12 protein-coding genes are annotated in these 13,718 nt (G+C 63.4%); 5 read left to right on the forward strand and 7 right to left on the reverse strand.

All coding sequences use genetic code 11. The features are described from left to right. Positions 1-4: 4 nt before the first annotated feature. From AC0L14_RS15440 to AC0L14_RS15470, 7 genes are all read right to left on the reverse strand, one after another. A complete protein-coding gene (locus AC0L14_RS15440; protein WP_473750024.1) occupies positions 5-1,558 on the reverse strand; it encodes an FGGY family carbohydrate kinase in 1,554 nt (517 codons plus the stop codon). Next, on the reverse strand, positions 1,558-2,682 hold the full coding sequence (locus AC0L14_RS15445; RefSeq protein ID WP_473527436.1) for an ABC transporter ATP-binding protein: 1,125 nt from the start codon (positions 2,680-2,682) through the stop codon (positions 1,558-1,560). Before AC0L14_RS15445 ends, AC0L14_RS15440 begins: the two co-directional genes overlap by 1 nt. Beyond that, complete coding sequence (locus AC0L14_RS15450) at positions 2,679-3,797, reverse strand: ABC transporter ATP-binding protein (protein WP_473750025.1); 1,119 nt, start codon at positions 3,795-3,797, stop codon at positions 2,679-2,681. The genes AC0L14_RS15445 and AC0L14_RS15450 overlap by 4 nt, the downstream gene beginning before the upstream one ends. Positions 3,798-3,802: 5 nt before the next feature. Then, complete coding sequence (locus AC0L14_RS15455) at positions 3,803-4,660, reverse strand: carbohydrate ABC transporter permease (protein WP_095518160.1); 858 nt, start codon at positions 4,658-4,660, stop codon at positions 3,803-3,805. Positions 4,661-4,669: 9 nt separating this feature from the next. Beyond that, positions 4,670-5,593, reverse strand: coding sequence for a carbohydrate ABC transporter permease (locus AC0L14_RS15460; RefSeq protein WP_077381507.1), 924 nt, complete (start codon positions 5,591-5,593; stop codon positions 4,670-4,672). 206 nt (positions 5,594-5,799) lie between these two features. Further along, the gene (locus tag AC0L14_RS15465) at positions 5,800-7,245 is read right to left on the reverse strand and encodes an ABC transporter substrate-binding protein (RefSeq protein ID WP_473527438.1); all 1,446 of its coding nucleotides are present in this window, start codon (positions 7,243-7,245) and stop codon (positions 5,800-5,802) included. A gap of 44 nt (positions 7,246-7,289) precedes the next feature. Continuing rightward, positions 7,290-8,264: a sugar-binding transcriptional regulator gene (locus AC0L14_RS15470; protein ID WP_473750026.1), complete on the reverse strand. Its 975-nt coding sequence runs from the start codon at positions 8,262-8,264 to the stop codon at positions 7,290-7,292. Between the two features lie 219 nt (positions 8,265-8,483). Here AC0L14_RS15470 and AC0L14_RS15475 point away from each other — a divergent pair, with 219 nt between their 5' ends. From AC0L14_RS15475 to AC0L14_RS15495, 5 genes are all read left to right on the forward strand, one after another. Next, positions 8,484-9,542 (forward strand): substrate-binding domain-containing protein, encoded by a 1,059-nt coding sequence (locus AC0L14_RS15475; RefSeq protein ID WP_473527439.1) that lies wholly within the window; start codon positions 8,484-8,486, stop codon positions 9,540-9,542. 37 nt (positions 9,543-9,579) lie between these two features. Then, positions 9,580-10,845, forward strand: coding sequence for an ABC transporter substrate-binding protein (locus tag AC0L14_RS15480; protein ID WP_473527440.1), 1,266 nt, complete (start codon positions 9,580-9,582; stop codon positions 10,843-10,845). A gap of 70 nt (positions 10,846-10,915) precedes the next feature. Next, complete coding sequence (locus AC0L14_RS15485; RefSeq protein WP_258119457.1) at positions 10,916-11,761, forward strand: carbohydrate ABC transporter permease; 846 nt, start codon at positions 10,916-10,918, stop codon at positions 11,759-11,761. Continuing rightward, the gene (locus tag AC0L14_RS15490; RefSeq protein WP_473750027.1) at positions 11,758-12,600 is read left to right on the forward strand and encodes a carbohydrate ABC transporter permease; all 843 of its coding nucleotides are present in this window, start codon (positions 11,758-11,760) and stop codon (positions 12,598-12,600) included. Before AC0L14_RS15485 ends, AC0L14_RS15490 begins: the two co-directional genes overlap by 4 nt. Positions 12,601-12,621: 21 nt before the next feature. Next, positions 12,622-13,662, forward strand: a complete 1,041-nt coding sequence (locus AC0L14_RS15495) for an ABC transporter ATP-binding protein (protein ID WP_473527441.1) — start codon at positions 12,622-12,624, stop codon at positions 13,660-13,662. The last annotated feature ends 56 nt before the right edge of the window (positions 13,663-13,718 follow it).

Raw genomic sequence — 13,718 nt, forward strand, 5'->3', positions numbered from 1 at the left:
CTTCTCAGTTTGTCCTGGATGCGGCCATCGATCGCCAGACCGGCCGCAGCGCCTCATGCGCCAAAGTGTAGGACGGAACCGCCCGCTCATAGATCGCGGCAAGTTTTGGGTCGCTCGGCTCCGCCGCACCCAGCAGCGGCGTGACCCACTCGCCGACGCATTCGTCCATCGACTTGTATTGGCCGACGCAGACCGCAGCGATCATGGCGGCGCCCGCCGCACCGGCTTCCTCGCGCTGGCTGGTGCGAATGGCGGCGCCGACGACAGCACCCAGGATCTTGCGCAGAGCCGGACTTCTGGCCGCACCGCCGGTCAGCCGGATTTCGCTCGGCAGCGGCCCCATGGCGGCATAGCAATCGCGCGACGCGAAGGCCAGTCCCTCGAAAACGGCGCGGACCATGTCGGCATAACCGTGCCGCGACGAAATGCCGACGAAGCCGGCCCTGGCATTGGCATCGACGAACGGCCCCCGCTCGCCGGCCTCCGACACGTAGGGCTGATAGAGCAGCGATGCGGGCTCCGATGACGATATCCATTCATCGACCAGCGCGATCATCTCGCCATTGCTGCGCGTAATGCCTTGCGAAGCGAGAATGCCGGAGGCGAGGCTAAGAACCCAATCGATGTTGAGCGTCGCCGCCATGTTCGACTGCATTTGCGCAAAGACGCCGGGCGCCGGCATCGTCATCGTGTAGCCGGTCGCCGCCTCGTTGAGCAGCACCTCGTCCGGCGTCTGCGCAAGCCGCATATGCATGCCGGTGGAGCCGATGATGGAGCAGCCGGGCTTGCGCTCGCGGTCGAGCAGGCCGGCGCCGAGCGCGGTGCAGGCCACGTCGACATAGGCCAGCACCACCGGCGTACCGGAAAGCAGCCCGGTCACTTCGGCAGCCGCCGCCGACAGGCCGGCGCTATGCCTGGTGCCGTCGACGATCGGCGGCAGCAGATGCCTGAGATCGGCGACGCCGAGCACCTCAAGCACCTCGTCGCAATAGCCGCGGGTGCGGAAGTCGCCAAAGGTGAAGGTGCCCTCGGACGGATCGGTGGCGCGTTCGCCGGTCAGCTTGAAATAGAGCCAGTCCTTGCAATGGAATGCCGTCGCGGCGCCGGCAAGCCTGTCGGGCGCGCTGCGCTTCATGAAGGCAAGCTGCGGCCCCTGCTGACAGGCGGCGAGCCCGCTGCCGGTCTTTTCGAAACGAAGCCGGTCATCGGGCCGCGCACGGATCTCCTCGACGATCGCGGCAGCGCGCGCATCGAGCCACAGCCAGCCCTTGGCGACCGGCTCACCGTCCTTGTCGATCAGCCAGGTGCCATCGCCCTGTCCGGTCACGGCGATCGCGATGGTGCGGCTGGCGAGGTTCGGAACCTTGTCGGCAAGTTCGCGCAGGGTGGTCGCGGTATCGGCCCAGGTGCGCGCCAGATCCTGCTCGGCACCGCCGCCCGGCAAGGTCTCATACCGGTTCGGCACCGCCGCAGCCGCGAGCTGCCGGCCCGCCGTGTCGAAGGCGACGGATTTGATGACAGACGTGCCGGCGTCGATGCCGATCAGCACATCCCGCATCAGGCGAGCTCCATGCCGTGCGAAATGGCCATGCCGCTGGACTGATCGAAGACGTGCAGGTTTTTCGGATCGATGCTGATATTGATCGGCGCGCCAAGCTCCAGGCGGGTTCGGTCGTGCTCGACCAGGACCAGCGAACCGCCGGCGAAATCCGCCGCGATATGCGTCTGGTCGCCGAGCCATTGGTTGGCCGAAACCGTGGCCGGCACGCCGTCCTTCGAGCGGCGAACAGCATAGGGCCTGATGCCGATGACGACCCGCTGCCGTTTGAGCAATTCGTCGCGAACCGAGCCGCTGAACGCGTCCTTGTCATAATCGAGCGAAAGTCCGTCGGGCAGTCGCAGATTGATCTTGTCGGCAGCCGTGCCGACATAGGCTTCGAAGACATTCATCGGCGGCTCGCCGACAAAGGTGCCGGTGAACAGGTTGGCCGGCCGCTGCTTGAGCATGTCGGGCGTGTCGAACTGCTGCAACACGCCGCCTTCCATCACCGCGATCCGGTCGGCAAGCGCGTTGGCCTCGGTCTGGTCGTGGGTGACCAGGATCGCGGTCAGGCCGCGCTCCTTGATGAAGTGCTTGATACGGCCGCGCAGCACGGCGCGAAGCTGCGGTTCGAGCTGGCCCATCGGTTCGTCCAGCAGATGCAGGTCGGCCTCGCGGATCAGCGCCCGGCCGAGGCTGGCGCGCTGCTGCTGGCCGCCGGAGATGGAACTCGGATAGCGCTCAAGAACGTCCTCGATTTCGAGCAGCTTGGCGATGCTGGCAACTTTCGCATCGACGTCACTTTTCCGCAGCTTGGCCGCCTTCAGCGCAAACGCCATGTTCTCGCGCACGGTCAGCGGCGGATAGAGCGAATAGCCCTCGAACGCCATCGCCACATTGCGCTTGACCGGCGGCAGCGCATGCACCTTGCGGCCGGCGACCGAGATGGTGCCGCGCGAGACCTCCTCGAAGCCGGCGATCATGCGCAATGTCGAGGTCTTGCCGCAGCCGGACGAGCCGAGCAGTGCGACGATCTCGCCTTTGTCAATTTCGATCGTCAGGTTCTGGACGGCGTGCACGCCCCTGTCGATCGGGCCGTAGAACTTGTCGACGCCTGAGATGGCGAGTGCGCTCTGGCTCATGCCGCTTCTCCGCTGCGCAGATTGACCACGTTGCTGGCGCCGATGCGATCGCCGCTGGCATGATCGAACAGCAGCGCACTTTTGCCGTCGACGGCAATGTGGGCCCTGCCCTCGGTTTGACCCGGTGTTCCGGCCGGCCGGGAGACGAGGATTTCGCGGCCGCGCACGGTGCGCACCAGTGTGACGATCTTTTCGTTGAGCGGCGTCTCCGCCTCGACGGTCACCGGTATGGCAACGGGCGTGCCTTCGTCGACGAAGCGCAGCGCTTCGGGCCGCAAGCCGATCACGCAATCGCGGCCGACCGTCGCGTCATAGGCGCCCGTCAGATGGACCTGAACATTCGACAGGCCGATATAGATGCCCTTGGCATCGCGCGACGGCTTGACGTCGAGCAGGTTGATCGTCGGATCGCCGAACAGCCGCGCGATCTCGATGTTGGCCGGCTCGCGATAGATCTGCTCGGGCGTGCCGAGCTGCTTGATGACACCTTGCGACATCACCGCGATGCGGTCGCCGAGCGCCATGGCCTCCTTGTAGTCCTGGGTGACGTAGACGACGGTCGCGCCACGGTCGGCCAGCAGCCTCGGCAGTTCGAGCCGCATCTCGAAGCGCAGCTTGGCATCGACGTTGCGCAAGGGGTCGTCGAGCAGGAGCACCGGCGGCGCGCCGACCAGAGCGCGGGCGAGTGCGGTGCGCTGCTTCTGGCCGTTGGACAGCGCCCGTGGCTTATGGCTGAGCACGTGGCCGATCTTCAGCAGCTTGGCAACGCTCTCGACGCCCGACTTCATCGCACTTTGCGACGATCGCTTGGCCTGAAGCGGTGTCGCAATGTTGTCGAAGGCGGTCATGTGCGGAAACAGCGCGAAATTCTGGAACGCCATGCCGACGCCGCGGAACTCGGCGTCAAGGTCGGTCATGTCCTCGCCGCCGATAAGTATCTTTCCTTCATCGGGGTCGATGACGCCGGCTATGAGCCGCAGCAGCACCGTCTTGCCGGCGCCGGACGGTCCGAACAGGACCAGGGTTTCGCCATCGGCGACGCTCAGCGACAGATTGTCGAGCACAGTCTGGCTCTTGTAGCGTTTGACGACATTTCGCAATTCAAGGCTGGCCATCGGAGCTATCCTTTCACCGCGCCGAGCGACAGGCCTTCGACGAGATAGCGCTGCGCGTAAAGCGCAAGCGCCAGCGTCGGGGTGATCGACAGCACGATCGCTGCCGAGATCTGGCCGTACTGGATGCCGGAGGAGGTGATGAAGGCGAGCGCGCCGACTGTCACCGGCTGCTTGTCGGCCGAGGCGAGCACGAGGGCGAAAACGAAATTGTTCCAGGCGAAGATGAAGGCGAGCAGGCCGGCCGCCGCAATGCCGGGGCCGGCGAGCGGTAGCGCGATCTTGCGGAAGGTGGCGAACCAGGAATGGCCGGCAATGCGATAGGCATATTCGATATCGGCCGGGATGTCCTCGAAATAGCCGCGCACGATCCACAGGATCAGCGGCAGGCAGATCAGCTGATAGACCCAGATCAGCCCGATATAGGTGTTGGCCAGTCCAAGTTTCTGGAAATAGAGGGTCAGCGGCAGCAGCACCAGCAGCGCCGGCGCGAACCGGAACGACAGCAGCGTGAAGGCAATGTCCTCCGACCCGCGGAACTTGTGCCGGGCAAAGGCGTAAGCGGCGGGAACGCCGAGCAGCAGCGCGACGGCGACCGAGGTGACCGACAGGAACACCGAATTCCAGAGGTTGCGCATGAAGGCGATGTCGAGCGTGCCGGCTGCCGTCGTCAGCTTTCCGGTGATCAGTGCGGTGTAGTTGGCCAGCGTCGGCTTGAAGACAAGCTGCGGCGGAATCCGCAGGATGGTCTCGTTGGTCTGGAAGGACATCATGAGGATCCAGACGATGGGGAACATGAAGAAGATCACGACCAGCGTCAGCGCTATGCCGCGCAGGATGCGTTCGAGAAGCGAGGTGTGTTCCATCTCAGCCTCCTATGCCTGGCCGCGAGCGCGTTCGCGCAGCCGCAGCCAGTTCTTGATGAAGATGTTCGAGAGGAAATAGGTGATCGCCCACAGGATGATCATCAGCGCCGCCGAGCGGCCGACATTGGTCGACTGGAAGAAGTTGAGGTAGGCCTCGACCTGGAAGACAGTCAGCGTATCGCCCGGACCGCCCTGGGTCATGGCATAGATGATGTCGAACTGCTGGATGGAATCCAGCAGACGGAACAGAGTCGCCGTCAGGATGTAGGGTGTCAGCATCGGCAAGGTGATGCGGAAGAACACGAAACTCCGCGGCACGCCGTCAAGTGCTGCCGCCTCGAAGGGCTGCGTCGGCAGGCTGCGCAGGCCGGCAAGCAGCAGGATCATGATGAAGGGCGTGTAGACCCAGATATCAACAAGGACCACCGTGAAAAGCGCGGTCGACGGCGACGAGGCCCAGCGGAAATCCTGCAGTCCGATCAGGCTGGCGAGATAGCTCAGCACGCCAAAGCCGGGATTGGTCATCAGCTTCCACATCAGCGCGGCAAGCGCCGGCGCCGTCATCAGCGGCATCAACAGCATGATCGAGATGAAGTTGTTTAGCGTCGAGCGCTTCTGCAGCAGCATGGCGATGCCGAGACCGAGAAGCAGTTCGAGCAGCACGGTGATGCCGGCATAGAGCAGCGATATCTCCAGCGTGTTCCAGAACCTCGGGTCCGTGAAAAACGAGATATAGTTGTCGCCCCAGTTGAACTGCCGCGCCCAGGGCTGGCTCAGCCGGTAGCGCTGGAACGAATAGACGACCGATGTGAAGAACGGGATCAGGATGCCGATGCAGACGAGCAAGGCCGGCAGGCTGAGGACATAGGGCAGCACTTTCTTGCTGATCCTGAAGCCGGAAGGCCTGTTTCTTTGCATTGTCGCCGCAGTCATCGTTGCTCACCCGTCATCTCTGTTGCTTCGCCCTGCCGGCCGCCCAGGGAGCTAGGCGGCCGGTTGGGCGAGTGGCGGCACCGCCAGTGTTTGAGCATCGGATTTTCCCAAAACCGGTCTCCACTTTTGGGTCTGATGCTCCAGGCGCCGCTTCGCAGTGGAATGGCCGGCTGGCCCGCAGAAGCGGGTCAGCCGGCCGCCAGGACTCAGCCGAGCCCGGCTTCCTTGAGCTGGCCGTCGACGCTGGTGGCCAGCATGTCGAGGCCTTCGTCGATCGGCACTTCCTTGGCCACCATCTTCTGCAGCGTCGCCGCCCATTCGGTGGTGAGATCGAAGAACAGCGGCTGCGGGGTGAACTTGATGCTGGCGCCGGGCGCCGAAATGTCGAACATCTCGACATAGCCCGGATAGCTCTTGTTCAGCCTCTCGCGGAACATCTGGTCGTTCCAGACCGACTGACGGACCGGATTGACGAAGTCCATCTTGGTCGCACCGAACAGTGCATGCTCGGGCCCGGATGCCCATTGCATGAAGTACCAGGTGGCGTCCTTGTCCTTCGAGAAATTGGACATCGACAGCGACCAGATCCAGATGTTGGGCGTCGGCGCCTTGGCGGCGGGATTGGCCTTGAAGGCTGAAAAGGCGAGCTTGCCGGCCATCTTGTTGTCGCCGCCATTCATGAAGTAGCCGAGGATGTCGGCGTCGTAGATCATCGCCGAGGCGCCGGCGCCGAGATCGGTGCCGACCTGATACCAGGTGTAGGTCGACCAGTCCTTGGGGCCGCTCTCCTGGATCATCTGGACCCACTGTTTGTGGAATGCCTTGGATTCGGCGGTGTTCATCGCGGCCGACAATTTGCCGTCGGCCGAGACATTCAGGTCCTTCTGGTCAAAATTGGCGTAAGCCGACAGGAAGCCGGGATGGATCGTCGCCCAGGAGCGCGAGCCGCGCACGCCGATGCCGTAGACGCCGCCACCGACATCCTTGGTGAGCTTGGCCGCCGTAGCGACCATCTCGTCCATATTGCCGGGAACGCTGACGCCGACCTTGTCGAACATACCCTTGTTGTAGGTGATGTTGTTCTGTTCGAAGCCCCACGGAATGCACCACTGCTTGGCGTCGTCGGAACCGAGCACGCCGCCAGGCTGACCGTTCCAGGCGCAGGACTTCCTGACACCGGGCAGGAAGTCGTCCCAGGCATAGTTCACGTTGGTCTTGGTCGGATCCTTGATCCACTCGTTAAGGTCGGTGATCCAGCCGGCCGGGCCATAGGTCCAGGTCATGTAGGCGCCGGTCATGAAGGCATCGTATTCAGGCGAGCTGGCCGACAGCGCAGCGGTGACCTTGTCGAAATAGACATCCTCCGGGAAGACGTCGTAGACGACTTCCATGCCGGTCAACTTTTTGAAGTTTTCAAGGTTGGCGATCATCGCATCCGCGTAAGGATGCTTGTTGAGCAAGAGCTTGATGGTCTTGCCCTTGTGCGCCTGCCAGTCGAAGTCCGCCGCCAGCGCACGGGTCTGCCCCAGATTGAGCAGCGTGCCGGCCGTGCCAGCGGCAAGGCCCATCGCGCCAAGACCCTTGATCAGCCCACGACGATCAACTTGTCCGCGCAGGAACGCATCGATCAGGTCTTTTTCTTTCTCATGCATGTGTCTTCTCCTCCACAGGGTAGTTTCAATCGAATGGCTGCCGGCTACCCGACCGGCGTCTGCTCCACGAGTGATCGCGCCGTCCGCTCATCGGTGACCAAGCCCTTGAGATAGCGGCCCTCCAACACCGATTTAATGGCACGAACCTTCACCTTGCCGCCGGCAACGGCGACAATCCTGCGATTGCTGATGTCTTCGCGCGCCAGCGCCAGCGCCCGGTTGGAAAGCGTCGTCTCGACCGCCTTTCCAGCATCGTCGAAGAAATGGCCGAGCAGTTCGCCGACGCCGCCCTTTCGGCGGATCTCTTCCATTTCGCCCTTTTCGATCATGCCGGTGGCGACCAGCGACGCCTCGCGCTCGGCGGTGCCGATGCCGGCAATGAGCAGGTCGGCGGCCTTGCCGAGATCGAAGACCTCACTGATGCCCTTCTGCCCGAGCAGCACGGTTCGATCCTCGACCGTGTTGGCGAACATCGGCACCGGCATCACATAGGCTTCCGCGCCGGTCCGTTCGGCCAGGCGGTGAATGACGTCGTGCGGATTGGCCGAGAACTTGCGCGTCAGGCCGCCAAGCAGGGAAACGAAGCGGATCTTTTCGGCCGATATGCGCGGCAGATATTCGACGCAGGCGGCGAGCGTGCGGCCATGACCGACGCCGATCAGCGTATCCTCGCCGCGTTCGATCTCACGCTTGAGGAACTGCGCGCCGGCAATGCCAAGCGCCTTGAGCGGCAGGTCTTCGCCATCGAAGTCAGGAACGACCTCGCAATAGTTGAGACCGTAGCGGCTGGACAATTCGTCCTCAAGCGCGACGCACTCCGACACTTCGCCGTCGATATAGACTTTGACCAGCCCTTCCTGATTGGCCTTGGTGATGAGGCGATGCGCCTTGAGGCTGGTCAGGCCAAGCCGCTTGGCGACCTCCGACTGGGTCAGGCCGCCAGCATAATGAAGCCAGGCGGCGCGCGTCGCCATACTGGTTTCATCGTCGCGCAGGAGGCCGTTTCCAAAACCAACCATTTCCGCCCTAAGATATTTTTATCAGTTGATGCAAAATTTTTCACAAGGTGTCGTCGGAGTCAAGCGCCACGTGGTTCAAATCACGCTAAGCGGGCCAAAAACAGGGTTCGGCCCGTTGTAAAGCCATCGACACCTCATTGGCTCGGCCGGGATTTGAAACGTTTGCAATCTGACCGAAACCCATTACAAACGCTTCAAACACTTTGTTCGGGAGGATCGGTGCCGGCCCGCGTCACCACGCTCAAGGAACTTGCCGCGCAGCTCGACCTGTCGATCACCACGGTGTCGCGGGCGCTTGCCGGCCATCAGCAGATCGCCTTGAAGACGCGCGAGCGCGTCACTGAAGCCGCGCGCCAGGCCGGTTACGTGCCCAACACGGCAGCCCGCACGCTGGTCTCAGGCCGCAGCGGCTTTGTCGGCATGGTGCTGCCGATCCGCGGCCCCAATCTGGTCGATTCCTTCCTTGGCGAATTCGTCACCGGGCTTGGCGAAGGGCTGGTTTCGCATGGCACCGACCTGATCCTCGCCGCCGCGGCGCAAGGCCAGTCGGAACTTTCCGTGCTTCGCCATGTTGTCGAATCCGGACGCGCCGATGGCGTCGTCGTCACCCGCATCGCCGAGGTCGACGAACGGCTCGCCTATCTGCGCCAGCGCAATTTCCCATTCGTCGCCCATGGCCGGCTGCTCGACACCGACTTCGCCTACAACTGGCTAGACACCGATGGCGCGCACGCCTTCGGTGAAGCCTTCGACATGCTCTACGATCTCGGGCACCGCCATTTCGGCCTGGTGACGATCGCCGAGCCGATGACGTTTCGCCATCTGCGGCAAGACGGGCTCGCCGCAGCGATCGCGCGCCGAGGCGATCCGTCGGTCAGGCTCGATGTAGCGACGGCGCCGCGCTTCGATCGCGGCGCCCGCATCCAGGCCATCAACCGGCTGCTGCATGCTGACGAGCGGCCGACGGCTATCGTCGCGCTGTTCGACGAGTTGGCGCTCAGCGTCATGGAAGAGGCCGCCCGCGCCGGCCTGGTCATCCCTCGCGACCTTTCCGTCATCGGCTTCGACAACATCGCCGCCTCGGCCTATGCGCCGCCCGGCCTCACCACATTCGATGCCTCGATCCGCCAATGCGCGCGCGAGATCGGCGAGATGCTGTTGACCGTCATCGGCGACAAGTCCGCCGCGCCGCTGACACGGCTGATCCGGCCGACATTGGTTTCGCGGGCAAGCCATGGCCCGGCACCCATAGGACCGGCACCCACAGGACAAAACTGACGCTGGGGCGGCGCATAAACCAGGGAGGAAGACCACGATGAATGTGTTGAAGACACTGGCCGGCGCCGCACTCGCGCTGTCGATCGCGATCGGCGGCGCGCAGGCCCAGGTGCTGTTCTGGTCGACGCAGGCGCGGCCTGTGGAGGAGACGCAGAAAATCCGCAGCGAAGTGCTGAAGTCGTTTGACGGCCAGGTCGACTACCAAGTCGCCGAGGACGGGCCCTGGCTCACCCGCCTCCAGGCCGAGCTGCAGGCCGGCTCCGGCACCATCGGCGTGCTCGGCGGCCTGCATGGCGACTTCTCCACGGTCGGCGCGAACCTTGTCGATCTGTCCGGCGTCGATATCGGCGGCGTCAAGCTCAACGAGGCCTACAAGAAGCTCGGCATGCTCGGCACAAGCGAACAGAAATATCTGCCGTGGATGCAGGCCACCTTCCTGATGGCGGCCAACAAGCAGGCGCTGCAATATCTGCCGGCCGGCGCCGATCTCAACAAAATCACCTATGACCAGCTGATCGAATGGTCGAAGAACATCGCCGAGAAGACCGGCTCGCCGAAATTCGGCTTCCCGGCCGGACCGAAGGGGCTGAAGCACCGTTTCTTCGAGGGTTTTCTCTATCCGTCCTACACCGGCTCGATGGTGACCAAGTTCCGCTCGGCGGAGGCCGAGACCGCGTGGAACAAGTTCAAGGAATTGTGGCAGTACACCAACCCGAATTCGACCAATTATGCCTTCATGCAGGAGCCGCTGCTCACCGGCGAAGTGTGGGTGGCGTTCGACCACGTGGCGCGGCTTGCCGATGCGTTCAACCAGAGGCCCGACGAGTTCGTCGCCTTCCCGGCGCCAGCCGGCCCGGCGGGTCGCGGCTACATGCCGGTGGTCGCCGGCGTCGCCATTCCGAAGACCTCGCCGGACATGGACAAGGCCAAGGCGCTGGTTGCCTACATGCTGAAGCCGGAAACGCAGATCGCGACGCTTAAGGCCACCAACTTCTTCCCCGTGGTCGACGTAAATCTGCCCGACGACATGCCGGCCTCGGTGAAAGCCTTCGGCCCGGTGATCGCCACCATGACCGGTGCGCCGGATGCGCTGCCGGCATTGCTGCCGATGGGACTCGGCGATCTCGGCGGCAAGTTCAACCAGGTCTATGTCGACAGTTTCGAGCGTATCGTGCTCGGTGGCCAGGATGTGCGTGGCGTGATCGAGGAACAGGCGACGGCGCTGAAGGCCCTCATCGACCAAGCCAAGGCACCGTGCTGGGCACCCGATAAGCCGTCCGAAGGCGCCTGCCCGGTCGACTAGAATCCTCCCGAGGGGCGTCCGGAACCTGTTGCGTGCCGGGCGCCAGCCGCACCACGCCAAAGGACATGCCATGCACGGCAAGGCCCTGCCCTATCTGCTGCTGATGCCGGCGACGCTGTTCCTTTGCGTCTTCTTCCTCTACCCGTTCGCGCTGGTCGCCTTTGAGGCTTTCACCCGTGACGGCGGCTTCACGCTGGACAATTTTCGAACCATGACCGGCAACTGGAAATTCCCGGTCGCCTTCTGGAACACCATCCTGCTCGCAGCCATCGTCGTGCCGATCCAACTGGTTATGGCGCTGTTGATGGCTACGGTCGTGTCCAGGCTTGAAACCGGGCGGGGTGCGGCGCTCTACATCTTCGCCATTCCGCTCGGCATCTCCGATCTCGCCGCCGGGCTGATCTGGCTCGCCATTTTCGACCAGTCCGGCTTCCTCAACACTCTGCTGTCGAACCTCGGCCTCGTCGACAGGCCCGTCATGTTCCTCGGCTACCAGAGCAAGCTGACCATCTTCGTCGCAGTGATACTGGCCGAGATCTGGCGCGCGACTGCGATCATGATGGTCATCCTGGTCGCTGGCATGGGGCTCATCCCCCGGGAGTATCACGAGGCGGCCGAGGTCTTTGGCGCGAGCCCGTGGAAGCGCTTCGTCAAGATCACGCTGCCCTTGCTGCGCCCCAGCCTGCAGACGGCGATCATCCTGCGCGTCATCCTCGCCTTCGAGGTTTTCGCCGTGGTGGCGGCGCTCGGCGGCACCAATTTGCCGGTATTGATGGGTGAGACCTACAACTGGCAGTTCTCGCTGCAGGACCGCAACGTTGCCGCCGCCTTCGCCCTGCTCATCCTCGCCATCTCGGTCGGGCTCACGCTGTTCTTCCTGCGGGTGCTGCGGGTGCCGAAGGAAGCGCGCATATGAGCGCCGTCGCAGAGATGCCAATCGCCGCGCCCGCGACCCGCCAGGCCGGCAACTGGCTGCTGGTCGCCACCGTCATCCTGCTTTCGGTCTGGGTGCTGCTGCCGATCTATCTCCTGATAGTCAATGCCTTGTCGTCGCCGGAAGAGGTTACTGCCTTTCCGAAACGCTTCTTCCCTTCCTTCGATTTCGGCAGCCTGTCTTTCTTCATCAATTTCGCCGGCGTCGGCAGGGCGCTGTGGAACTCGGTCCTGGTAGCCACGCTGACGATGATCCTCTCGATCGGGTTCGGCGCGCCCGCCGGCTACGCGCTGTCGCGCTTCGATTTTCCGGGCAAGGGCACGTTCCGCTTCCTGGTGCTAATGACCCGCGCCTTTCCACTGCCGCTGCTGGCGCTGCCGCTTGCGGTGATGTTCATCCGCACCGGTCTCGACGACACCGCCATCGGGCTGGCGCTGGTCCACACCACGCTGGCGCTACCCTTCGCGGTGCTGATAACCTTTTCGCTGTTCTCAGGCATTCCGATAGAGCTCGAGGAAGCGGCGTGGACGCTCGGCTGCACCCGTCTGCAGGCGTTTCGCAAGGTCATCCTGCCGCTGGCACTGCCCGGCATCGCGGCCTCGGCGGTCTTTGCCTTCACCATCTCCTGGAACGAGGTGTTTGCCGCCGCCGTGCTCACCATAGAGAACCGGACGCTGACCGCCTTCCTGCTGCAGAGCCTCGGCGAGTCGCCGCTCTACCTCAAATTCGCCGGTGGGGCGGCACTGGTCATCCCGGCGCTGATCTTCATTTTCGCCGTCCGCAAATACCTGTTCGCCATGTGGGGGATCGCCAACCGATGACGCGCGATAGGGAGAAAGCCGATGGCTGAGATCGCCATAAAACAAGTGGCCAAACGCTTCGGCGGCTTCACCGCGCTGCATTCGATAGACCTCACCATCACCGACCAGGAGTTCATGGTGCTGCTCGGCGCCTCGGGCTGCGGCAAGACGACATTGCTCAGGATCGTCGCCGGATTGGAAACGCCGAGCCAGGGCGAGGTCTGGATCGGCGGCCGTCGCGTCGATCATCTGCCGCCGCGCGACCGCGGCATCGCCATGGTGTTCCAGAATTATGCGGTCTTTCCGCATTTGACAGTGTTCGAAAACATCGCTTTCGGCCTGCGCATGAAGAGATTGCCGCAGCAAGAGGTCGAACGCCGCGTCACCCGCACCGCCGAGCTCATGCATATCGAACAATTGCTGAAACGCTATTCGGGCCAGCTTTCCGGCGGCCAGCGCCAGCGTGTGGCGGTGGCCCGCGCGCTCGCCATGGAGCCCGACGTCATCCTGATGGATGAGCCGCTGTCCAATCTCGACGCGCTGCTCAGGCTCGAAATGCGCGCCGAACTCAAGGGTGTGCTCGCCGCGTCCAAGACCACTACCATCTATGTCACTCACGATCAGGTCGAGGCGATGAGCCTCGCCGACCGCATCGCCGTCATGCATCAGGGCCACATCGTCCAGGCCGCCTCGCCGGTCGAGGTCTATCGCAATCCGGCCGCACGCTTCGTCGGTTCCTTCATCGGCAATCCGCCGATGAATTTCATCCCCGCGACGAAGACTGCGAACGGCAGTTGGACCGTCGCCGGCCTGACGCTGCCCGGCCCCAAATCGGACAAGCACAAAATTGAATTCGCCATTCGCCCCGAAGATGTCGACGCAGGTGACGAGGGGCTGCATGCCACCGTGCGCGTCGTCGAGCCGCTCGGTCCGCACACGCTGGTCACCTGCGATGTCGAGGGTGGGCTGTTTCGCGCCATCCTCGAATCGGATGCCGCGATCGCCGTCGGCGACCACCTGCGACTTGCGCCCAAAGCCGATCGCATCCGCTGGTTCGATCCTGAAACCACCAACGCCCTTTGATCCCGCCAACGCCCTTCAATCGCGCCAACGCCCTTCAATCCTGAAAGTACGAACGC

The sequence above is a fragment of the Mesorhizobium sp. WSM4841 genome (assembly GCF_055811515.1).